The 22,626-nt window shown below is 51.2% G+C and carries 24 protein-coding genes and 1 pseudogene; 13 read left to right on the top strand and 12 right to left on the bottom strand.

Annotated features, from left to right (window positions below):
- Positions 1 to 362 precede the first annotated feature (362 nt).
- From MKQ70_RS04240 to MKQ70_RS04265, 6 genes and pseudogenes are all read left to right on the top strand, one after another.
- A pseudogene (locus MKQ70_RS04240) lies at positions 363 to 1,108 on the top strand (MATE family efflux transporter).
- Positions 1,105 to 1,446: an MATE family efflux transporter gene (locus MKQ70_RS04245; protein ID WP_248068453.1), complete on the top strand. Its 342-nt coding sequence runs from the start codon at positions 1,105 to 1,107 to the stop codon at positions 1,444 to 1,446. The pseudogene MKQ70_RS04240 and the gene MKQ70_RS04245 overlap by 4 nt, the downstream one beginning before the upstream one ends.
- Positions 1,443 to 1,739 (top strand): hypothetical protein, encoded by a 297-nt coding sequence (locus tag MKQ70_RS04250; RefSeq protein WP_248068455.1) that lies wholly within the window; start codon positions 1,443 to 1,445, stop codon positions 1,737 to 1,739. The genes MKQ70_RS04245 and MKQ70_RS04250 overlap by 4 nt, the downstream gene beginning before the upstream one ends.
- A 195-nt stretch (positions 1,740 to 1,934) precedes the next feature.
- Positions 1,935 to 2,231, top strand: a complete 297-nt coding sequence (locus MKQ70_RS04255) for an NUDIX domain-containing protein (protein WP_248068458.1) — start codon at positions 1,935 to 1,937, stop codon at positions 2,229 to 2,231.
- A gap of 210 nt (positions 2,232 to 2,441) precedes the next feature.
- The gene (locus tag MKQ70_RS04260; protein ID WP_248068462.1) at positions 2,442 to 2,711 is read left to right on the top strand and encodes an SWIB/MDM2 domain-containing protein; all 270 of its coding nucleotides are present in this window, start codon (positions 2,442 to 2,444) and stop codon (positions 2,709 to 2,711) included.
- Between the two features lie 98 nt (positions 2,712 to 2,809).
- Positions 2,810 to 3,094 carry a VOC family protein gene (locus MKQ70_RS04265; RefSeq protein WP_248068465.1) on the top strand — a complete coding sequence of 95 codons (285 nt, stop codon included), beginning with the start codon at positions 2,810 to 2,812 and terminating at the stop codon, positions 3,092 to 3,094.
- Positions 3,095 to 3,221: 127 nt separating this feature from the next.
- Here MKQ70_RS04265 and MKQ70_RS04270 read toward each other — a convergent pair whose 3' ends face one another.
- Positions 3,222 to 5,624, bottom strand: a complete 2,403-nt coding sequence (locus MKQ70_RS04270) for an ABC transporter permease (RefSeq protein WP_248068467.1) — start codon at positions 5,622 to 5,624, stop codon at positions 3,222 to 3,224.
- A 145-nt stretch (positions 5,625 to 5,769) separates the two neighbouring features.
- On the opposite strand from MKQ70_RS04270, the gene MKQ70_RS04275 reads away from it, so the two are divergent.
- Positions 5,770 to 6,783, top strand: a complete 1,014-nt coding sequence (locus MKQ70_RS04275) for an SGNH/GDSL hydrolase family protein (protein ID WP_248068469.1) — start codon at positions 5,770 to 5,772, stop codon at positions 6,781 to 6,783.
- A 73-nt stretch (positions 6,784 to 6,856) separates the two neighbouring features.
- A complete protein-coding gene (locus MKQ70_RS04280; protein ID WP_248081039.1) occupies positions 6,857 to 8,074 on the top strand; it encodes an NAD(P)/FAD-dependent oxidoreductase in 1,218 nt (405 codons plus the stop codon).
- 179 nt (positions 8,075 to 8,253) lie between these two features.
- On the opposite strand, the gene MKQ70_RS04285 is transcribed toward MKQ70_RS04280, so the two are convergent.
- Entirely contained in the window at positions 8,254 to 9,591 is a 1,338-nt protein-coding gene (locus tag MKQ70_RS04285; RefSeq protein ID WP_248068471.1) for a PA14 domain-containing protein, read from the bottom strand.
- A gap of 2 nt (positions 9,592 to 9,593) precedes the next feature.
- Positions 9,594 to 10,334 (bottom strand): glycoside hydrolase family 76 protein, encoded by a 741-nt coding sequence (locus tag MKQ70_RS04290; RefSeq protein ID WP_248068473.1) that lies wholly within the window; start codon positions 10,332 to 10,334, stop codon positions 9,594 to 9,596.
- Between the two features lie 355 nt (positions 10,335 to 10,689).
- On the opposite strand from MKQ70_RS04290, the gene MKQ70_RS04295 reads away from it, so the two are divergent.
- From MKQ70_RS04295 to MKQ70_RS40960, 4 genes are all read left to right on the top strand, one after another.
- Positions 10,690 to 11,181, top strand: a complete 492-nt coding sequence (locus tag MKQ70_RS04295) for a DinB family protein (RefSeq protein WP_248068475.1) — start codon at positions 10,690 to 10,692, stop codon at positions 11,179 to 11,181.
- 122 nt (positions 11,182 to 11,303) lie between these two features.
- A complete protein-coding gene (locus tag MKQ70_RS04300) occupies positions 11,304 to 11,501 on the top strand; it encodes a hypothetical protein (RefSeq protein ID WP_248068477.1) in 198 nt (65 codons plus the stop codon).
- A 103-nt stretch (positions 11,502 to 11,604) separates the two neighbouring features.
- Positions 11,605 to 11,838 (top strand): hypothetical protein, encoded by a 234-nt coding sequence (locus MKQ70_RS04305; RefSeq protein ID WP_248068478.1) that lies wholly within the window; start codon positions 11,605 to 11,607, stop codon positions 11,836 to 11,838.
- On the top strand, positions 11,835 to 12,521 hold the full coding sequence (locus tag MKQ70_RS40960) for a helix-turn-helix domain-containing protein (RefSeq protein ID WP_248068481.1): 687 nt from the start codon (positions 11,835 to 11,837) through the stop codon (positions 12,519 to 12,521). Before MKQ70_RS04305 ends, MKQ70_RS40960 begins: the two co-directional genes overlap by 4 nt.
- Positions 12,522 to 12,576: 55 nt before the next feature.
- Here the strand turns inward: MKQ70_RS40960 and MKQ70_RS04315 are convergent, their stop codons facing one another.
- The 9 genes from MKQ70_RS04315 to MKQ70_RS04355 form a co-directional block, all read right to left on the bottom strand.
- Entirely contained in the window at positions 12,577 to 15,162 is a 2,586-nt protein-coding gene (locus MKQ70_RS04315) for a discoidin domain-containing protein (protein ID WP_248068484.1), read from the bottom strand.
- 376 nt (positions 15,163 to 15,538) lie between these two features.
- Positions 15,539 to 15,718: a hypothetical protein gene (locus MKQ70_RS04320; protein ID WP_248068487.1), complete on the bottom strand. Its 180-nt coding sequence runs from the start codon at positions 15,716 to 15,718 to the stop codon at positions 15,539 to 15,541.
- A gap of 128 nt (positions 15,719 to 15,846) precedes the next feature.
- On the bottom strand, positions 15,847 to 17,214 hold the full coding sequence (locus MKQ70_RS04325) for a glycoside hydrolase family 5 protein (protein WP_248068490.1): 1,368 nt from the start codon (positions 17,212 to 17,214) through the stop codon (positions 15,847 to 15,849).
- Between the two features lie 598 nt (positions 17,215 to 17,812).
- Positions 17,813 to 18,580 carry a sensor histidine kinase gene (locus MKQ70_RS04330; RefSeq protein ID WP_248081042.1) on the bottom strand — a complete coding sequence of 256 codons (768 nt, stop codon included), beginning with the start codon at positions 18,578 to 18,580 and terminating at the stop codon, positions 17,813 to 17,815.
- Complete coding sequence (locus MKQ70_RS04335; protein WP_248068492.1) at positions 18,538 to 19,089, bottom strand: hypothetical protein; 552 nt, start codon at positions 19,087 to 19,089, stop codon at positions 18,538 to 18,540. The genes MKQ70_RS04330 and MKQ70_RS04335 overlap by 43 nt, the downstream gene beginning before the upstream one ends.
- A complete protein-coding gene (locus tag MKQ70_RS04340; protein ID WP_248068495.1) occupies positions 18,980 to 19,891 on the bottom strand; it encodes a PAS domain-containing protein in 912 nt (303 codons plus the stop codon). The genes MKQ70_RS04335 and MKQ70_RS04340 overlap by 110 nt, the downstream gene beginning before the upstream one ends.
- Before the next feature lie 12 nt (positions 19,892 to 19,903).
- Positions 19,904 to 20,092, bottom strand: coding sequence for a response regulator (locus MKQ70_RS04345; RefSeq protein ID WP_248068497.1), 189 nt, complete (start codon positions 20,090 to 20,092; stop codon positions 19,904 to 19,906).
- A gap of 10 nt (positions 20,093 to 20,102) precedes the next feature.
- On the bottom strand, positions 20,103 to 20,285 hold the full coding sequence (locus tag MKQ70_RS04350; protein ID WP_248068499.1) for a hypothetical protein: 183 nt from the start codon (positions 20,283 to 20,285) through the stop codon (positions 20,103 to 20,105).
- A gap of 83 nt (positions 20,286 to 20,368) precedes the next feature.
- Positions 20,369 to 21,478, bottom strand: a complete 1,110-nt coding sequence (locus MKQ70_RS04355; RefSeq protein ID WP_248068501.1) for a DNA alkylation repair protein — start codon at positions 21,476 to 21,478, stop codon at positions 20,369 to 20,371.
- Positions 21,479 to 22,040: 562 nt separating this feature from the next.
- Here MKQ70_RS04355 and MKQ70_RS04360 point away from each other — a divergent pair.
- Positions 22,041 to 22,514: a hypothetical protein gene (locus MKQ70_RS04360; RefSeq protein WP_248068504.1), complete on the top strand. Its 474-nt coding sequence runs from the start codon at positions 22,041 to 22,043 to the stop codon at positions 22,512 to 22,514.
- The last annotated feature ends 112 nt before the right edge of the window (positions 22,515 to 22,626 follow it).

A 22,626-nucleotide genomic window follows, 5' to 3' on the forward strand; every position in this document is an offset into this window, starting at 1 on the left:
TTTCATTGAGGGTGACGGTATAATGACTCGGTTACTAGTTGCTGGCGCTCAATTGTGTCGTGTTTATAGTTAGTTGACTTTACCATTTATATATATACTTCTTATAACATGCTGAAGGCGAATTGTGTTTAAAGCGCGCGAGGTTTTCGTGAACAAATATAGGAGTATCTATGGTTCCCCTCAGCTGATCCTTAAAAAATCTGTCCGATCGTGACAGGGAAAAGTCGTTTTGTACAACATTAGCCACTATCTTGTATAGGAAAAAAGGAGGTGGTCTGATATTTGGGTCACAGCGTTTTATGGCAAGAAAGAATGTCCGGGCTGTTAATCTGCTGCTTGAAGGGCCTTTACTGAATTCCCTGATGAAACTGGCCATACCCCTGGTATTGGCGCAACTGCTGCAAGCTACCTACCAGTTGATCGACGCATTTTGGGTAGGCCGGTTAGGCGGTAATGCGGTAGCGGCCGTGTCCGTTACTACCCCCATCACCTTCGTTTCTATTGCTATTGGAAGCGGTTTTTCCATCGCCGGTTCGGTACTGATCGCGCAATTCGTTGGCGCCCGCAACCAGCGGATGGTAAACCATGTTGCCGCGCAAACCATGTTGATGGTGTTCCTCGTCTCGGTGGTGCTGGGTTTTTAGGGTATGCGTTGGCGCCGCACATTATCCGGCTGATGGGCGTTAGTGAAGCTGTGTTCGAAGGGGCGCTGCGGTTCATGCGCGTATCGTTCATCGGCCTGCCGTTCAACTTCATGTTCATCATGTTCATGTCGTTCATGCGCAGTGTGGGCAGGCCTTCCATTCCCCTGTACATCATTATGGGTACGGTTACCCTTAATTATATCCTTGACCCGGTTTTTATTTTCGGCCGACATGGTTTCCCGGCTATGGGCGTCATGGGCGCTGCTGTAGCCACACTGAGCACCCAGGTACTGGCTCTTTGCATCGGGATGGGCATTTTGTTGCGAGGCCGGCAGGGCGTGCACATCCGGTTCCCGGATTTTAAACCCGACTGGCAATATATCCGGCAGGCGTTTAACCTGGGTTTGCCGGCGTCTATCGAACAATCGATGCGTGGCCTCGGGTTAACTATGATGACTTTTTGATTACGTCTTTCGGCACCATCACATTGGCCTCGTTCGGTGTAGGCTCCAATGTGCTGCAGGTGGTCATGATTCCCGCGTTGGGCTTTTCACAGGCCATTTCTACGGTGGTAGCGCAAAATATCGGGGCGGGACAAATAGACCGCGCCGAGCGGCTGGGCCGGCTGGGCGGTGTAATCGCTTTCTCTTTTCTAAGTTTGACAGGGTTGTTTGCCTTCCTGTTCGCCGCCCGCCTGGTGGCGGTATTCGTGCCCGGAGATCCCGCCGTTATTGCCGGCGGCGCGCAATATCTCCGTACCATGTCGCCGGCCTGGGGCTTCCGGGGTTTCAGCTGGCCATGACCGGCGTGTTCAAGGGTTCCGGCAATATGGTGCTGTCTATGATCATCGCCCTTGTGTCTATCTGGGTATTGCAGTTTCCCGTGGCGTATGTATTGTCGCGGCACACGACCCTTGGCGTGGAGGGGCTCTGGTACGCGTTTCCCACTTCTAATATTATTATTGCGCTCGTATCACTGGCCGTATTTTTGAAGGGTGACTGGAAGAAGAAACGCCTGACCCGCGAGGTGGACGAAGAGGCACAGCTGGAAATGGACGTAAACAAAGAAACGCTGGTCGACGAAGGAATCCGCTAAAAAAAAGGACTGACCTAAACGCATGCCGTTTGAGCCAGTCCCGGTAGAATGGGGTAAACTTGGGAAAGTGCCGGTGTGAATGCCGCAAAAGTCCCGTTTTTACCGGGGCATGTTGTTAACGGAAAGACTTTTAAATATCACGTCCGGGCGATAAAGGGCGGCAGTCACCAGGATCATCTTACTAAATTTTAAAATATGGCTAAAAAAGCGGCCGGTATTTTATTATTCCGCCATCAAGATAAAAAAGTAGAATTTTTCCTCGTGCATCCCGGGGGCCCGTACTGGAAAAACAAGGATGAAGGGGTGTGGGGAATCCCGAAAGGGGAGTATGAACCCGATGAAGATCCTTTCCACGCGGCCATTCGCGAGTTTGAGGAGGAAACGGGCATATCACTGGCCGGCGACTTTATACACCTTCAACCGGTGCGGCAAAAGTCTGGTAAAATCGTAAACGCCTGGGCCCGGAGGGCAACCCGGATATTTCCCGGCTAATTTCCAATACATTTTTGCTGGAATGGCCGCCAAAATCCGGTATGTTTGTGGAAGTTCCGGAAATTGACCGGGGTGAATGGTTCGGGGAAAAGGAGGCCAGGCGGAAAATCAATCCGGGTCAGTTAGGTCTGATTGACGAACTTTTGGCGATTCTCCAGGCCGGGAAACCTGCTCATTAATGGTAACTATTATATTTTAAAACACGTAATTATGGCAAAAGAAACGAAAAAAGCCGGCGCCGGACTCGCGGCTCCCTTAACTCCAAGCCCTGAACTGGCAGCAGTAATCGGTAATACTCCCATGCCCAGAACAGAAATGACGAAAAAAATATGGGATTACATCAAGGAAAAAGGTCTTCAGGACCCCAACAACAAAAGGATGATCAACGCTGATGAAAAACTGTTGAAAGTATTTAACGGCAAAGAACAGATCTCCATGTTTGAACTGGCCAAAGTGATGAGCAGCCACGTTAAGGCGTAGTTGCTTCCCGGAACGTATATGGAATGCTACTGTGTATCACAGTGGCATTTTCCATTTTCAGACGGATATACGATATTTGTTGCTCTAAATAGCAACGGATGTTCAGGTTTAAGAAGATAGATCACGTGGCCATTACGATCCCGGCCGGCAAAACAGCGGAGGCAAAAGCTTTTTACGGCGGTACCCTGGCGCTGGAAGAAATTCCAGGTAATCATCCCCGTAACGCCACCTGGTACCAGATGGGCGATATACAGCTGCACGTAGTGGAAGAAGCTGTCATTGGCCCTATTTCCGGCCGTCACCCGGCGTTTGAGGTAGATAACTGGACAAAGCCAAAGACTTCACGGAAGGGCACGACATACAGGTGTCGTATTCCTCTGTGATTGAAGGGCGCGAACGCCTGTTCTTCCGCGATCCTTTTGGCAACCGTATCGAACTGATCGAGTATATACAGTAATACAGCAGTAAGCAAAAGCCCGGACAGTAACGCTGTCCGGGCTTTTTATTTATTCACTTTTCAAACTCTTTAAGGGACTGGTTACCGCCGCCCTGATGGCCTGGAAGCTCACCGTGCCAAGCGTGATCAGCAAGGCCATCGTTCCCGCCGCGGCAAACATCCACCAGCTGATAGTAACGCGGTATGCGAAATGATCCAGCCAGCGGTCCATAGCCCACCAGGCCGCCGGCGCCGCAATGCAGAACGAGATCAGTACCAGCTTTAAGAAGTCGGCCGACAGGTTGTACAATGCCGCTCACGCTGGCGCCCAGTATTTTCCGGATACTGATTTCCCTCGCCCGCTGCTCTGCATTAAACGCTGCCAGTCCGAACAGGCCCAAGCACGAAATGAAAATCGCGATCAGGGTAAAGGCATTGATGATGCGGGACAGCGTTACCTCCGTTTGGTAAAGCCTTTGCAGCTGATCGTCCATAAACGTATAGGCGAAAGGGTAGCCCTTTACATGCTGTTGCCATAGCCCATCTATCTTCTTCAGCAAACCTGCGTAGTCATTACTGCGCACCGTCACCACCAGGTTACCGGCGGTTGCCGGCTCCCGGTTGTAGATCAGCATAAATGGTTTTACGTTTTCGTATAGTGATTGCAGGTTAAAGTCTTTCATCACACCGATCACTTCCAGCGGCGGATCGTCGCTTCCGTTATACAGGCGCGTACCCGGTGCGGTGGTGGCGTTCAGTCCGAGTCTTTTGGCCAGCGCTTCGTTGATAAGAACCCTGCCGGAGTCGCCTGGTAAAAAGTTGCGGCCACCGAGTATGGGCACGTCCAACGCTTTGATAAAATGTTCGTCAGTCGTCAGGTTGATCTGGTGTACGGCATGCGCCCTGTCGCCGCCAGCGAGGAACACGCCCCAGTTATTATATTCTCCCTGTCCGGGTACGGCCGTGGCGCGACTCGCCGCTTTCACCTCCGGCAGTTGCCGCAGGGCATCTACGAAGGACGATGATTGGGCTTTGGCCTCGTTGGTATGGAAGCGGAACACCAGTTGCTGGTTCTTGTCGAAACCAAGGTCTTTGCTGCGGATGTATCGCAATTGGCTGTAAATAACAATGATGCCGGTAATCAGCACGATGGACACCACGAACTGGAACACCACCAGCGAACGCCGGATGCCCGCCGCGGAAATGTGATTGGAGAAGTTTCCTTTTAGTACTTTAACGGCCTGGAAAGCCGAAAGGTAAAAGGCCGGGTAACTGCCGGCGGCCAGCCCGGTTACGAGCACGATGCCGCCCAGCGCTGCCCATATTTTATAGTCGCGTAAAAAGCTGGTGTTGATGTTGGCCTGCGTCAGCTGGTTCAGCCAGGGCAGCAGTGCTACCAGCATCGGGATCGCTATCAGCACACTGATCAGCGTCAGCAAAAATGATTCGCCGAGGAATTGACCGACAAGACTAAACTTACCGGCGCCGATCACTTTGCGTACCCCTACTTCCCGGGCGCGTTTGGCTGCGCGGGCGGTAGAAAGGTTCATGAAGTTAATGCAGGCGATCACCTGTACCAGGATGGCAATGGCCATCAGCACATATAAAAAGGTACGATTTACAGGATGCCCGGTTTCCGCGCCCAGTCCGGCGGTGGTGTGAATCTGCGACAGCGGCTGCAGCAGCAGTGTTTTCTGCATGCCGGCCTCCTTCAGTTCCTGTCCGCCATGCTTTTCGAGGAAGTCCGGCAGTTTTCGTTGCAGCGCTGCTGCACTGGCGTGCGGGTTTAGTTTGATATAAGAATAGGTGAAGTTGTTGCCGCCCCAGGTATCAATGCCGGCGAGCCCTTCGCCATAACCGTTCACGCAGATGAACATGCCGGCCTCCAGGTGGGTGGCGCCCATGCTTTCATCGAATACACCCGTTACTTTCAGCGGCCGTTTTTCCCGGGCATTGTCCAGTTCTACGAGTTGTCCCACAGGGTCCTGGCGGCCAAACAGCTTGCGGGCCACGTCGTCGCGCAGCACAACGGTATAGGGTTCTTTAAAAGCCGTCTTCGGATGGCCGTAAACAAAATGGTAGCTGAATATATCGAAGAAGGTAGAATCGGTGAGCAGGGCCTGTGATTCGTAATACGTATTGCCTTTATACCGCAGCAGGTGCTGACCTACGCCCAGCGTGGGGATCACGCGGGTGTATTGCAAAATCTCTCCGAAATCCTCCTTCATTGCCGGGGCAATGGGAGGAGAGGCCGTAGCCATGGCGCGCTGACTACCCGAAAACACGATGTCGCTGTTAACGCGGTAGATATCGCCGGCATCGGCGTGGTGCCGGTCGTAGTGCAAATGGCCGTTGACGTAGCACAGGATGTACAGGCAACAGAGCGTACCGGTGGCCAGTCCGAAAATATTGATCGCGGTAAAGGTTTTGTTTTTCAACAAAAACCGGAACGATGATCTGAGGTAACTTTTAAACATGGTAGCGGAAGGAGTTTAGCGATGCGTACGAAATTGGTGCCATTTCATTTTAGGTTGATTTTCAATTTATTTGATGTCGTTACCTGTCCGTTTTCGGTACAGTGGATTGTCCGCATCCGGACTGGAAATGTATTATATTTGAAGGATGATGAATGTCCGTTTACTGCCTGTACTGGCCCTATTTGCCTGTTCCGCCGCGCACGCGCAGCAACCCGTAAAAAGCAACGACGCCCGCATCCGTTATACCGGCCGCGTGGTATTTTCCGATTCAGCCGCCCAATTATCCTGGTCCGCTACCTCCGTAAAAGTCAATTTTAAAGGTACGGGCTTAAAAGCGGTATTGAAAGATGAAAAAGGGATCAATACCTATAGCGTGCTGGTCGACGGAAAATTCTACCTGAAACTGGAACCCGATTCCACCAAACGTATATATACTTTAGCCGACAACCTGCCTGCCGGTGAACACCAGCTGGAACTGTTCCGCAGAACGGAATGGGAGCACGGCAAAACCTGGTTATACGAGCTGCAGCCCGATGCACAAACAACCCTGCTGAAGGCGCCGCCTGTGGCTAAACATAAAATTGAATTCTTCGGCAACTCCATCACCTGCGCCTATGGTGTGGAAGATACGACGGGGCAGGACCGCGGCACCGCGCCGTACGAAAATGCCTATCTCAGTTATGCGACCATCACCGCCCGCCACTTTAATGCGGACGTGCACCTGACCGCCCGCAGCGGTATCGGTATTATGGTGAGCTGGAGTTCCATCATCATGCCTGATATCTATGACCGCGCCGATGCCACCGATCCGGATAGTCGCTGGGATTTTTCGAAGTACACACCGGACCTGGTGGTGATTAATCTTTTCCAGAATGATTCCTGGCTGGTGAACCTGCCGGATCATCCGCAGTTTAAAGCCCGCTTTAACGGTAAGAAACCCTCTGAGCAGCAGATCGTGCAGGCATATGTGGGGTTCCTGAAAAATATTCGCCGGCACTACCCGAAAGCGCACATCATCTGTGCGCTAGGCAATATGGATATTACCCGGGAGGGCTCACCATGGCCGGGATATGTGAAGAAGGCGGTAGTGCTGCTGAATGATGCAAAGATTTACTCCCACATGTTCCCGTATAAAAATCCCCCGGCCATCCTAACGTAAAAGAGCAGCAGGCGATGGCCGAAAGCCTGATCGCATTTATGGAGAAGAAGCTGAAATGGTAATTTTGCAAACGATGATTGAAACAGATATCTGCATTTTGGGTGCTGGCCCTGCCGGCGCTACCGCTGCCCTGCAACTGGCTTACAGCGGCATTTCCTGCATAGTGGTAGATAAAGCCGTGTTTCCACGAGATAAAGTCTGTGGCGACGGCCTTAGTGGCAAGGTGCTTACCCTGCTTGGCCGCATCGATCCGGGCATTGCGGAGCGTTTGCTGGCGGCGGAGTGTAAGCTGGACAGCTTCGGGGTGAACTTCGTGGCGGCGAACCGCATCGGCATCGAAATTCCCTACAAGCAAGGTTATCAGAAGCGGCCCGGCGAACCGCGTGGCTTCGTGTGCAAGCGTCTTCACTTCGATAATTTCCTGGTGGATGAAATGAAACGCTGCCCGCAGATTCAGTTGCTCGAAGGTGTGGATATTACCCGTCATACTTTGCTGGACGGTGGTTACCTGCTTAGCGATGCAAAGGGTGATGTGGAGATTAAAGCGAAACTTGTGATCGCCGCCAATGGCGCACATTCGCAGTTTACGAAGGAGGTAGCCGGTATTCATATGGAACCGGAACATTACGTAGCCGGCATCCGCGCGTACTATAAAAATGTAGGTGGACTGCATGCCGATAACCTGATCGAATTGCACTTTATCAAGAAAATCCTGCCCGGTTATTTCTGGATTTTTCCATTACCCAACGGTGAAGCTAATGTGGGCTTGGGCATGCTGAGCGCAGCTATCCGCAAAAAGAAAATCAACTTAAAGCAATTACTGCACGATACCGTAACGAACGACCCGGAAATGCGGGAGCGCTTTAAAAACGCGGAGCTGGTGGGGCGCATCGATGGTTACGGCCTGCCTTTGGGCAGCAAGAAACGCCGGTTGTCCGGCGAGCGCTACATGCTTACCGGCGACGCAGCCTATCTCATTGATCCCTTTACCGGCGAAGGCATCGGCAACGCCCTGTACTCCGGCCGCATGGCGGCGCAGCGGGCCAAACTTGCGCTGGAAGCAGACGACTTTTCCGCAGACTTTTTATTGGGGTACGATGCAGACGTCAGCCGCGTGTTGGGCCCCGAATTAAAAATGAGCACCAAGCTGCTAAAGCTGATTAAATATCCCTTCATCCTCAATACCCTGATGAAAATGGCCACCCGCAACCGCGAACTGCGCAACCTGATGACGAGCATGTTCCACGAGGTGGATCTCCGTAAAAACTGGCGCAGCCGATGTTTTATGTAAAGCTGTTGTTCGGGAGATCGTAACAGTCAAACACGTGTTAAAGTCGGATTTACCTCGGGTTAAGATGCAATTAATACCCTTGTTAATACCAGGTAATACCGTATTGCGGCCGGGACGCTATGGCGCTCGTGAAAGTAAATACGGCTGCGCAGGCAGCTGACCTGCACAGCCATGTTGATTTATTGCCTGATCAATTTCTTCGTAAAGATCTGCCCGTCCGCCACAATCCTGATCACATACATCCCCGCAGGCAACCCGTTGAGGTCTGCATACCCGCCATTGTCGATCTGCTGCAAGGGCTTCACCGGCGCGCCGTTTAGCTGGAACACCTGTACGTCGAGCTTCGCCGAAGCGGTATTGTTTACGAGGATGCGGATACGATCGCTGAAGGGGTTAGGCCCGAGTGTAAGCGCGGGTTTATCCATTGCCGGTTCTGCCACCGGCATGGCTTGTCTTGCCCCCGAAGGCGGCGTGTAAAACTGGCTGGCCGGTATTACTTCCCGCGCCTGCGAAGTGCTGGCCCATTCGAGTTTGGCGTTCGCGCCGCCATAGCTTTCAAAGTACTCCAGTTTAATGTCGTACAGCTGGTTGGCATTGAGCGTTACGGAGGCGGTATATTCCGTGCCCCAGTTATCTATCCACTGATCGATCACCAGTACGTTGTTGATCCACAGGCGACGGCCGTTATCGCTATTCAGGTAAAACGTGTAGGTCTCGGTGTAACGGGGCTTAATGCGGCCTGTCCAGCGAACGGAGAAGGTGTCGGCACGCATGGTATAATCGGGGGCGCCGCTATACCAGTTGAAGTCGATTTTCTCATCGGTACGCGTCAGTTTATAAGTGTTGAAGTTGAGGCCCTGGTAGTACTCACCTTTGAGCCCGTCACCGCCGGTGCGCCCCAGTACGAAAGAGGAGACGCGATCGTTCCAATCCGTTCCGATCCAGCTGCTGCTGGCGGTGCGTACGGTGCTGGCGCCGGTGTAATTATCATCTGCATAAAAAGTAATGGTGTATCCTTCGGGCAGGGTAAACGAAGTCAGATCGTCGTTCAGGGCGCCGCGGGCCACCATGGCGTTGTGCGTGTAGCTGCCGGGTGTAAAGCCAATGGAGTAACCGGCATAATTAATGTCTTTATAAAAAAATGCCTGGTCCAGTGTAGCGGCGGCTTCGAGCAACATCACCGCACTTAGTTGAGTACTGTAGTCCGTAGTGGCGCCGGGTTTGGTGGTCCAGTTGGGATTGGCGAGCAGGTTGGTGGCGTTGATGCCGCGGCCGTTCAACGCCAGGGCGCTTGTTTTAATCGCGTTTATATACCGGTTGCGGGTGCTGCTGCTGAGTGCACCTTCGCGGGCCAGCAGGGTGAAATAGCGGAGGAAGATACCTTTGAACAGGCCACCATCGCCACCGCCGGTTTCGTTGGTGTAAAACACCCCGTCCGTAAGCCGGCTGGTCATCGCATGTTCCGCACTCAGGATTGCATCGTTCAGGTATGTGGTGTTACCCGTTACCTGGTACATTTCTAACGCCGCGCCGATCCGGTGCCCACGTTGTAAGAGAACACCCAGCCGGGATTGGTGTTTACTGTATTAGTGCCGGCATCGTAACTGTCATATACCTCGCCGGTGGTGGGATTCACAAGCGTGCTCTTCATCCAGTTGTAAATACTCTGCGCTTTAGTGAGAATAGTGGCGTTGCCGTTCATCTGGTATAACCGCAACATAAAGATCAGCGCCGGGGCGTTGGCGCAGGCATTAAAGCCATTCGGCGTGCCTTTGTTCCATTGAATGGCATTACTGCGTTCGGGGTGCATGCCGGTCTGGATGTCTGTCCATAGTACATTAACGGCATTCAGGTAAGCGGTGTCGCCGGTGTGCTGATAAGCGCGGAGGCAGGAGATCGCCATCCATTCCATATCATCATAAAAATAGTTAAGATAGGTGTTGCCATTTGTGGCTTTGATACCGTACAGCAGGTTTTTCATACGCGTTTTATACGTATTGCTGCGGGTGCGCAGGTAGCCATCGGTAAGCGCATCGATGCCGTTGGCGTTCCACCAGTAATTAAAACCGGTGTTCGCGCCGCCGCTGGTCTGGATGTAATACTGGCCGTTGCCCGAAATAAAGGAGGAATGCAGCGTGCCCTGCAAAGCTTCTGCCGGCGCGTTGTAAACCGTGGATTGCGCTTGAATGGAATGGGGCAAAAGAAGGGTGGCATACAGGCATAAGCATCCTGCACGCAATGCGGGTAATAAATTTTTCATACGGGTTGCTTAAATTTTGTGATTTGGTTATTGAGTAACGTGGACGTGGGTCAAGGGTCAACTACCGGTCTTTCATTTGAGCGATGAAATCATGTGCCATAACAAATATAACGAATCGTATAGTCGTTAAAAAGCAGTGTAAAACCATGTTAAATGTTTTAGCAGCGGGAAAGTTTGGTGTTGTCGGGACTTCCATCTTATCATGCGCTAAATAAAATATTTTAAATTTTTTATTTAGCAAGACGGGACTGGTTATAAATGCGGCCTGTTTGTCTTAATACATCCCCTATAATGTCGCTTTTACCCACCATCGACGGTGTGGAAAACATGCACCTTTGTTGAAAACGGTCAAATCATGGAAACAAATCTTTCGCAACAGGCAGGGCAGGTGCTCGCAGCAATGTCAACACGGTTTTCGGCGTTCCCTGAACCGGACGTAAACATCGCACCCTTTGCCGGGAGCTGGACGCCCGCGCAGGTAGTACAACACATTTTGTTGTCGTTGGATGGATGCCTGGCCCTGCTAAACGGACCTACCGCCGCTACCGGACGTAATCCCGAACAACACGTGCAGGAGCTGCGCGACATCTTCCTCAATTTTGAAGAGAAGTACCAGTCGCCGCCGGATATTGTGCCCGAGGAAAAGATATACGATAAAACTGCATTGAGCCGGCAGCTCGACGATCTGCGCCGCAACCTGGAAACGGCTATCAGTTCCCACGACCTGACGCGTACCTGCACTACGTTCGAGTTTCCGACCGTCGGCTACCTGACGGGAATAGAGGTCGCGAATTTCGCTGTGGTGCATACGCAAAGGCATATCCATCAACTTGAAGAGATGCAATAGCTGTTTAACAGGAGGGTTACTTGCACGGAGGTGTTGCCGATGACGGTTATCAGTCTACTTATATTGAGAAAGAAGTCCCGGCATCCGGAACTATTTTTGCAGCTGTTATCCTAAACGATCTTATGGATACACCAAAAACTACGGAACCAGGCGGCAACGCCAGCAATCCGGCTCCAGGCCACCATGAACAACAACCTGGCAAAGGGCTGCTCGATGAAAAGGCAGAAAAGCTCTTCCGCGAAGCCGGCGCCCATGAAGATATGCCCGATGCGCAGGAGGACCAGGAGGCGATCGACCAGATGAAGGGCGAAGAGGGGTGAAGTACACCCAATTGTTTGAATTTTGTAAGTTTTCCTTTGGATGGTATAATTCCCGGGCCTGCCCGCCACGCTACTTTTGTGGAAAGGCATAAATTTGCACCGAATGGATAATCGTAGAAACATTTCCGCCACAGAAACGATCGAGCAGTTTTACCTGCACAAGTTTTACGAACTGCCGCCGAACCTTAATGCGCTGGCGAACCACTTCAATGTGTTCCGCCTGGAAGAGGTGCTGCGCTGCCAGCAGGCTTCGCCATATAGCCGCCGTGATTACTATAAAATCTGTCTCATCCGTGGTACCAACCGCTACCATTACGCCGATAAAACCCGGAAGTGACGGGCACCACGCTGATGTTCTTCAGCTCCAACGTGCCTTATACCTGGGAGCCTGTAGCGGGCGATCCTACCGGGTATTTCTGCATTTTTAAGGAGGGCTTTTTCCAGGAGGGACTGCGTGGCAGTATCCGGGATCTGCCCATGTTCGCGCCGGGCGGAAAACCTTCTTTCATGTTGAATGAGGAACAGGAGCGCATAATCGCCGGTATTTTCGAAAAGATGCTGGGCGAAATGCAATCTGATTACACCTATAAGTTCGACCTGATCCGCAACTATGTCACGGAAATCGTGCACAATGCGCTGAAGATGGAGCCATCCTCGCTGTTTTACCAACACCCGGATGCCAACTCCCGCATTACGGCCGTATTTACTGAACTGCTCGAACGCCAGTTCCCTATCGAATCGCCAATGCAGCAGTTTTCGATGCGCTCCGCGAAGGATTACGCCGAAAAAATGGCCGTACACGTTAATCACCTGAACCGGGCCATCAAACTGACCACGGGCAAAACCACCACCGAACATATTGCAGAACGGCTGGCCAACGAAGCCAAAGCGCTGCTTAAACACACGGATTGGAACATCTCTGAAATAGGTTACTGCCTTGGCTTCGAAGAGCCCTCCCACTTCAATAACTTCTTCAAAAAGCAGGTAGCGGTTACCCCGTCTGCTTACCGTATCGCATAAAAAAACGGTGTATATACTGTTTAGGCATATACACCGTTCGCTATCAATGTTGCGTTTATTGGTTATTCACGAATATTTTCTTCGTGTAGATGGTATGTCCTTTCTGGCCTACTGTAAACACATACATGCCATTGGGCAGCCCGCCGATGTTGATCGGTGAGTTTTGTCCCGATAAGCGCACGCCGCTGGCCCTTACGCCATTCAGGCTGAAAATCTCCACATCATACAGGTCGGTCGACGCGGGCGCATTCAGGTAAATGCTTTGCGAAGCCGGGTTGGGCCACAGGGACGGCAAATTCAGTTCCACCGGTTGGGAAACGCGCGCCAGCGGCGCTGCGAGCAACAGGCTGGAGGCGTAGGTAAACGGATAGTCGAACTGTGCCTGACGGAACTGTGCCTCGTAGGTATCATTCCAGCCAAACGCGGTATCTGCCTGGTTTTTCAGGTTGTAACCGGCTGCGCCGCTCCAGAAATGGATGAATTCACCCATGTTCAGGCCGCGGATATAGCTGCCGTTGCGTTGCGGGAAATATTCCGCCAGCAGTTCAAAATAACGGTTCAGCGCCTGGCTCGAATCAGCATTGGCGTAAATAGGGTAGAACCAGTTTTTGAACCACAACGTATTCGCACGGGGGAAGTTGTCTTTATTCGTTTGCATGTCGTTGTACAGCGAAGTCGCTTCCAGGTTCCAGCCCACGCGTTTGTACACATCGTAATTGAAAATCTCACACCATTTACTATCACCCCATATACCGAAGGAGTGCCCACCTTCCACGTTGTGCGCGGAGAACTCCACGATGTGGCCTACTTCGTGCGTGGTAGCGCCGTAATTCCATCCGGTACGTGTTTCCCATTGTCCGCCAAGGTCAATGGTGTTATGATAGTCGTGCGGTACATCGTACGTAGTGGCAGGGTGGCCGCCGGAATAGCCGGCAATGCTATGGAACACTGCATACAGGCGCGGATCGCTGAAGCTGCCGTAGTTCTGTTTGGTGTACTGCCATACGTTCGTGAAATCGGTAAACATCCAGTTGATGGCGGGATTCACCGCACTGTCGTAGTAAATCGCGATGTCGTTGTTCACGTACGTGCGGGTCAGCAGTTCATCGTGCTCAAACCAATGCTCGGTCCAGTTGAGCGGCGCTGCCCCGGTAGGCGTGGCTTTCTTTGTAAAGGCATAAGCCGAAGATCCATTACTGTTGCCGGATTTGATACGGTAGTAATAAGTTGTGAGCGGGGTCAGGTTGCGGGAGAAGTATTTTGTGTTGTTCGCCGGTACTACCGCATCGGTTACCCAGTTGGCGCTGTCGGTAGAGCGTTCGATGGTGAAGTAGCTCTCCGTGGTGGCATTGTCGGTCCAGCTGAGAATAAGCTGGTAGCCGTCCGAATTCGCCGCGCTGAAGTTGGAAGGTGCGGCAGGAGCGGCGGTGTTGCTGGTGCCGGTACCGGTGCCGTACAGTTCCAGTTCGGCCATCTGCGTATATGCACCGCCATTGTTCGCGGTGATATGCAGGCGGTAGTAAGTATAGGAAGTGCTGTTCACAAATGCATATAACTGTCGCTGGTAGCGCTGGTTAAACGTCTGGTTTTGTTTTTTGTTCAGGTCTGTCCAGGTAGCGCCGTCGTTGGAGCCCTGTAATACGAAGTTTTTCGGATCGCGGTCAGATGCGTCGTTTGCGGAAGTCAGCGCATAACGGTTAACGGTGGCGCCGCCTGGCAGGTAAAACTGCAGCCAGGTGGTGTTTTGCCGCGCAAGATATTTACCGTACGGATCGTTGTCGAATGCTTTCGGCAACCCTTCGCCGCCGGTGGTGTTCCATTGGTCAGTTACCGTGGCGTTGGTGAAGTCGGTTACGTCAATGCCCACAGTGGCGGTAGTGGTCGAAATAGCGGCCGTAGCGGGCGCAGAGGGACCATTGGCATTCACGGCCAGCACGCGGTACAGGTAAGCCATGCCGGTCGCGGTACTGCTGTCAATATAAGAAGTAGCACCAGGTGATAAAGTGGCTATGGTTTTATAACCGGCGCCGGCAATACCACGCTCGATGTTGTAACCGGTTTCGGTAGTGGCGTTGTCTGTCCAGGTAAGCTGCGTGCGGAAGTTGCTGATGTTGCTGGCACTCACGCCTGTTGCCGCTGCCGGTGTACCTGCCGCGATCACTTCCCATTCGGTGAACTGCGTGGCAGATCCGCCATTCACGGCCGTGATGGCGAGGCGATAATGCGTGTACGGAGTGGTGTTGGTAAAGCTGAACGTTTTACGCAGCAGGCGGGAGCTAAACGTTTCATTGGTGCGGGTGTCCAGCGTAACCCAGCTGCTGCCGTTCGTAGACCCCTGGAAGGTCCAGGTTTTGGGATCGCGGTCAGCCGCGTCGTTCCCGGAAGTGATGGCGTATTGCGTAACCACGGCGGAGTAGGGCGACTGGTACTGCACCCACAAATTCGTTTGAGGAATGTAGTATTTCGTAGAAGTACGGTTATCGACCAGGTTATGATAGTTTTCATTTTTCTGGTTCGTGTTGCTGTACTGGGCGGTAATGGAACCGTTAAAATCTGTAAGATCCGTTTGTGCGTTGGCGTTAGCAGCGAGGAAAACTGCTCCCGTACACAGGATCACCTTGTGTAGAAGTTTTGATCTCATTGTGGGTTTGTCTTTATTTTTTGGTTTATGTATTGGAGGATATCCGGACTTAGAATTTGGTTAAACAATTATCGGGTTCATTTACTATACGCTTCGCTCAAAAATGCAAGGGTCACAAAAATCTGTAAATGAATGTAGGCAATAAATTGCGAATAAATAAAACGGGGCAAAAGGGGCGCAGTTGCTAAACAAGTTGCTGGCTTGGTGTTAGCACCGGTAGTATATTGTTTTTAAAGTAATTAGGCCTGCTTAATATTTAGCGAAATGCTAAACGGCTATACGGCGTTTTAAAAATAGTTGCGGGTACAGACAAGCACTTGGCTTTGCTTATTCTTTAGCAGCCAAAAAAAAAAGCCGGCGTTAAGGCCGGCTTCCGTTATTTCCTGGTCGCTATGATCGTTTGTAAAGTTCCTTCTGTCCCTTGTTTCACTACTTTGATCACATGGCGGCCTTTGTTCAGCTGTACTTCGCCGTCTGCACGCTTCCCATCTACCCAAATCACGGCGCCAGCCGCTTCAGGAACGGTGGAGAAGCGGAACGTGCCGGTTTTCGTCACATGCACGCTATACTGGAGCCATTCGCCCGCTTCAAAATGATTTACTTCGTAGGTATCACCGCTGCGCTGGATGTCTACGCCATCGTTCCGGTAGGCCCGGCCACGGTTGCCGCCCTGCAGTTTAGGATCTACCGTGCGGAAGTTAGCCGTATCCGGTCGTAATAAGCAATACCATTGGGCCCCATATCATAATCCACGGCAGCGATCTCGGTGCGGCTTTCCAGTACATGCGTTTTAAACGGAATGGCAGTACGCTGGTGCGGCTGGCGGATCATGGCGTCGATCACATCTCGGTGCAGGATGTTGTGGCGAATATCCGTATCCGTAGCCAGTTGCATAAGGCCGGTACGTGCAGTGGCCGCATCCGGTGCGGCGCCCTTACCCGCCCAGTAATCCAGCAGCTGCTGGTATACGGGATTGATGGGAATTTCCAGCGGGTTATTGTTGCCCAGCTTTTTCAGCGGCCACCACGACCAGCCAATATTGTGTTTCTCCAGCAACTGGATGGCATCTGTAAACCACACGTTCGAGTTCTCCCCGGTTTCGCCGAGCCACGCGGGAATGTTGTAATCCTTCCGTGCTTTCAGGATATGCCCGATCGAGGCGTCGTCGTTATAATTCCAGTATTTGTGATAGCTGAGCACCATGTTTTTATCCCATGGCGGAAATATCCCGTTATAGTTATTGCCCCAGCCATTTCCTTCTATAATGATGATGTGCTTTTGATCTACTTCGCGGATCGCCGCGGTAATGTCTACCATCAACTGGCGCAGCGGGGCGTTTTTCTTTTCCTTCAGCCCGTTTTTATCGCCCTGGGGGTCTTCAAACCCCCAATTGGGTTCATTTAAGATATCATAGGCGCCGATCCATGGCTCATTTTTGTAACGTTCCGCCAGTTTGCGCCAAAGCGCAATCGTTTTATCCTGGTTGGCTTTACTGTCCCACAGCGAGGGTTTGGACGGATCGCGGTCTGCGATGTTCAGGTCGTTGCCCTGTCCGCCCGGCGCCGCATGCAAGTCAAGAATGAGATACATGTTGTTGGCCTTACACCAGGCCAGCAGGCTGTCTGTCATCGCAAATCCTTTGTCCAGCCAGGTGTTTTGTCCCGCAACGGGTTCTTTCTCCACCGGCAGCGTGTAAAGGTTGTAGTGCATGGGCAGGCGCACCGAGTTAAAGCCCCATGCTTTCATGGAATCGATATCTGTCTTCGTGGTGTGATGCGCCAGCCAGGTGTCGTATATCTCTTGCGTACCGGCTTCGCCCACCAGCTCTACCATCCGTTCGCGAATGCGGTATTGCTGTTGTCCCTGGCCGCTCACACGCAGCATATAACCTTCCTGCAACATCCAGCCGCCCAGGCCAATACCGCGAAGTAATACGTTTTCATGCTGTTCATTAACGATGTTGGTCCCCGATGTTTTCAAGAATCCCTGGGCATAAGTTGTGTTAACTGATAACGCGGTGAGCGAAAGACCGCAAAGCAAATGTCTGAGCATAACGTGTGTGGAGTTTGGGCTGTTAAAGTAAATAATACTTTTTTACAAAGGATGATATCATTTTACCATTCATCAAAAAGCGTCCCCGTGGCTGAGAACAAGATCAGCGGGCGCTTTATGCAATTATACGGGCCTGCACAACTGCTTAATCGTGTAAGCCGTCATAAAGCGTGTCATTTTTACACTTGAAGATGTTAGCTTACAATGATGTTGATATTTAAAACAGATAATGTGGCGAATCTTTCTAACTTTGCATTACATCATTTACTAGTTAAATTTTTTTCTTTTAGGTCTACAGGCCGCGGTATCCACTGCGGCTTTTTTATTGGCTTCATCAAAATGTTAAGGAAAATACAAAGTGTGGTGTGGGCTTGTATGTCAGGCCCTGTCAGACTTGCAGGCGAAAATGAACTTAAGATTAATTCATGCCGAACGGCATATTTCTTGCGTATTATTCAGTAAAATGCAATAAATTCAAGAAAATGACACAGACGATGAGTGACCATAACCAGAAAATACCATTTGACTTCCGTCCGGAAGATATGATTCCAGCAGTAAGAAGCTTCGAACCTGTATTATACCGCCAGGGTAACCTTTACTATTGTTTATTAGGTTCCGATGGTGAGCAAGGCATCATGGGATTTGGCGCTACACCCAGGCTGGCGATTGCCGATTGGGAGAGCAAGTTGCGTATGCGCATGGCTAGCTGATTACAAGGGGAGGTAAATAGAAAATACAGCCCCTTCACCACTTTTGCTATCCGCCATGATAAACCCTCCATGGTTTTCCACGATCTTTTGCACAAGGCCAGTCCGACGCCTGTACCGGCGTACTGGTCTTTGTTATTTAAGCGCCTGAAAATAAGAAATATCTTATCCGCATATTCCTGGTCAAACCCAATACCGTTATCGCGGAGGCGGATCAGTGCGTACTGTTGTGCTGTATTGCCGGTTATATCCTGCGGTAATGCCGATGCAGGCACGGTTTCATAACTAATATCGATGTGGGGACGGCCGGTGCAAAACTTCAACGAATTGCCCACGAGGTTACGGAACAGTTGCACCAGTTGGTGATGAACGCCCTGTACGACAGGCAGTTTAGCGCATTGCAGGCGGGCCTCTTTCTCCTCCAGCAGCAGGTCAAATTCCGAGAACACTTCGTTGAGCACTACATTCAGATCCACTGGTTCCGGCAGCTCCTGCCCGTTGGAAAGGCGGGAGAAGTTAAGCACCTGGCGGATCAGTTCGGACATATGCCCGGCTGCCTTATTGATTTTGGGCAGGAACTTGTCGCGCAGTTCCGGATCTTCCGGGTTATCGTGAATCATGCCGGAGAAGGTCTGTATTTTACGCAGCGGCTCCTGCAAATCGTGGCTGGTGATATAGGCAAACTGCTCCAGCTCGCGGTTGGAGCGTTGCAGTTGTTCATTGATCTGTTGCAGTTCGGCGGTGCGTTCGCGCACCAGTTCTTCCAGGCGTTGTTGCGCCAGTTTTTCTTCGGTGATGTCCAGCAGCGTACCGATGATGCTTTCTGCTTTTCCCCGGTGATCAAAAACACCTTACCCTGTATGCGCAGCCAGCGCAGCATGTTGTCGTGTATGCGGAAAAACCGGAACACGATGTCAAAATGGCCGCTTGTTTCGGGTGAGAAAAAGCTGCGTGCAGTGGAAATAAGCTGTAGCGCATCCTCCGTATTTACATGATCGAGCAGTGTTTCAAAGGGAGTATCTTCGCGGTGCTGGATGCCGCAGATAGCCAGACTTTCGTCACTCAACGTAAACTCGTTCTGTAGCACGGAGTAGTCCCAGGTGCCCAGTCGGGTGGCAGACATGGCCATGCGAAAACGTTCTTCTTCCTCGCGCAGTTTGCGTTGCATCTTTCTTTCTTCCGTGACGTTCCTTACGATCTTGGAAGCGCCGATAATTCTCCCCTGTCATTTTTGATGGGGAGATGGTGAGCGATACATCGATGAGCTGCCCGCTTTTTGTTAGCCGTTTCGTTTCGAAACAACTTAACCTTTCGCCATTGCGTATTTTTTGGAGGATCAGCGGTTCCTCTGCATGCCTGTCGGGCGGAACCAGCGTTAATATCGATTTACCAATAATTTCTGGCGCGGTATAACCAAACATGCGTTCTGCCGAAGCGTTCCAGCTGGTCACAATGCCTTCCAGCGTTTTACTGGCAATGGCATCGTCGGACGAAGCTACGATCGCGGCCAGGTGAAAGGCCTTTTCCGCCGCGTGCTGCTGTTCGGTAATATCGGTAAGGATGTTTACCCCGCCTACAACCTTATTCTCCTCATCGAACACCGGCATGGGATTGCTGGTAACGAGGCGGTGCTCGCCATCCGGGCGTTCAATTACAATATCTTCACCGGAAATAGCCCTGCCTTCACGGATGGCCCTGCACAAAGGGCTTTCTTCGAAGGGCATGATCCTGCCATCCGGATAAAAAATACGGGAAGAGCCGCACCAGCGGTCTTGCCCGATGACTGGTTCGCGGCCCCAGAGTTTGGCGGCGGCGCCATTATAGAACTGCAGCACGCCGCTGGCGTCGCAGGCAAATACAGGCAGCGGCAAACTGTGCAACAGTTTGACGTACATACTGCCGGTAGTACCGGAGCGCTGTTCGTTGTTGATAAGCGTTTTGATGATGTCCAGGCTGCTGAGTGTCTCCATGGCCTTCCTAATTTAAAACAAACCGCTCAGCTTTTCCACCAGCAGGGGAAGGCTGGGCTGTTTTTCGATATAATCCCGGGCGCCCATCTGCAAGGTTTCCTGTTTGTCGCGGGGGTCCGAGGAAGTTGAATACATGATCACGGGTACTTCCTTCAATTGCGGCAACTGCCTGATGGCTTCGAGGCATTGCCGGCCGTCCATGCTGGGCATGTTAAGGTCCGAGGAAGATATAGTCAGGCAAATTTGTCGCTTTTTTCAGATCGGCAATCGCCGTTTTTCCATTGCTGAACACCATACATTCAATCTCTCTACTAATCTGCTGCAGGGCATATTGGAATATCTCCTGGTCGTCTGTATCATCGTCTATTAAAATGCACCAAAATTTCCGGGCCATGCTGAAGTTTAAGGTTTTCCTTATGGAATTTGTTCTGCTACCCAATATAGTAAAAAAACAGGTAAATTTCAACCGGGTAAATTCTAATCGGATTCTAATGTGAGCACGAAGTCTGCCGTATTTTGCTCGCTGCCGTTGAGTATAACCGCCACGCGATGCCCGCCCGCATAAAATTTTCGTGTGGTAATGATCTTAAAGGACTGTTTCCGTTCTATTGCCAGGCTTTCGCCCGCCCGAATTTCCCTCTCACTTATTTTGAATACCTTTTTAGAGAACTGGTCGCGCTGCATGCGGTAGTAGATGGCATACTCAAGCCGCAGTACGCGGGTAGTGGCGGCGGTATTGCGTACGGAAAAGCGGAAATGGAGGTGACCGCCTGTTTTCACCTCTGGTGTCAGCACCCTGAACTCCGAAAAGTGGAGGCCGGTGCTGTCCAGCTGATAATGACTTAAAATGGCCGTATTGCCGCGTTTAAGCAGGGTACGGCAGCCGTGTTTGATAATCGCGTCCGTATCGGCACCAAGCCCTTTCCAGCGCGCGGCGACGTCGAGTACCAGGTCCGGGTGATCTTTGGATATGTCATTCAGATTATTGGCCACGCTTTTACGCACCCAGGGGTGCGGATCGTCCTTCAAATTTTCGAGAATGCGTAATACCGGTGCCGGGTTTTGTTTGAGCGATGGCACCGCCATGGCCCAGGGCAGTTTGGGCCGCGAGCCCTCGCTCGCAAAACGGCGCACGTGATGGTTTTTGTGTTTGGACCATTTTTCCATCTGCGCCAGCATTTTATCGCCATACTTTAACAGGAAAGGTCTCACCGCGAATTCACAGCTGATAAATTGCGTTACTTCCTCCAGTGCTTTCACCGATGCGGTGTAATGCTGCAGACCGTAACACTCAATATAATCGGGCAGGAAGATGAACGCGAGTGAGTAGTCCGCGAAGTCGTATTGCTTCAGTATTTTTATTAAGGAAGATATTTGTTGTAGCGCCTCCGGGTAGTCTTTCGACAAATGCGCGTGCAGCACCTGCGTGGTGTGGCGCATGCGGGCTTTCAGCTCCATGCCGGCCAGTGCTGGCACGTTTGCCTGTTTAAGGAATTGTTTGCTGTTAAAGCCGGGAACAGCCTGTTCAAGGGCGTTGGCGAGGTGTTTGTAGAAAGTGGGATTGTAAATGTCTTTGAGTGCAGCCATGAGGGAAAGATACGAATGCTTCGTTATTTATAAATTCATTATCTTAATTAATAGCCTTTTTATTCCGTTAAGCGTTTATCGAACCCAAACGCTTATTACTCCAGGATTTACAACGACAGGCCGATTGTACAAATCGTCTGTTCCCGGATGTGCCCCAGCTCTGTTACGCCGAAACGATTGTTGCCGCCGGCCCATTTTGGAGTATGAATTGCTCGCCAAACTTGTGACTCATGCGATACGTCATGGCGTTTTTTCTTGATTTTGACTTTTCTTTCGTTTAAAGAATGAATAATGATATTGACCTCCCGAGGGTAGCCCCGCCGGTACCCGTTTTGTTTCCCAAACGGCTAAAAACTGTTCCTGAACGGTCAATCATCCGGTTTAGTTATACCCTGGCTACACCCTCGGTGTAACATGGATATACGAAGGATATACAACGTATATAAACAGGATAAACAAAGCATACAGGAGGGCTGATAATCATTAATTTATCCTGAGCCTTCCCCCATACCATCTTTTTTCCCTACATTTATGACTTATGATCATCCGAAGCAACAAAATCATGGAGGACTACCTCCGCGAACTTTCTTACGATTTCCGCACCACTCCGTATGAATTACCGGGGTCCATCGCCGATGTGCTTAATCAGGGATTTTCCCAGAAGGATGGCACCGTTCTGTTGACTGCAATCAATACGCAAACCTGCTGGCCCACTTTTACGGACGACCAGGACAGGATGGATTTCGAATACACGAACAATAAGTTCAATACCGATTCGCCCGAAGAGGATGAGGAGCTGGAATATCTTAAACGTGCGCTGGAATGCGGCAACCGCATCGCCAATAAACTGAAGGAAGAATTTCCGGGTAAGATTTTTAAGGTGCTGGTGTTCTTTAATGAAACAAATTTCGAAAGCGAGCATATCGCGCTTTTTGCCGCCTCTTCCGTACGCTTTTATGAAGTAAAGCAACCCGACGGGGAAAACGACCTGGAAAGCTACCAGGGCGAGGCGGTGCTGGAAATTGAAGTGCAGTAATCATCGAATTTTTAATATAAAAGGCTGCCTTGTTGAGAGGCGGCCTTTTGCGTTCTTTACATCTGCTGGTCGTTCGCTTTCACGATCAGTTCTAGCTGGTGGTAATAGCGTT

It is taken from the genome of Chitinophaga sedimenti, from assembly GCF_023156195.1.
GTDB lineage: Bacteria > Bacteroidota > Bacteroidia > Chitinophagales > Chitinophagaceae > Chitinophaga > Chitinophaga sedimenti.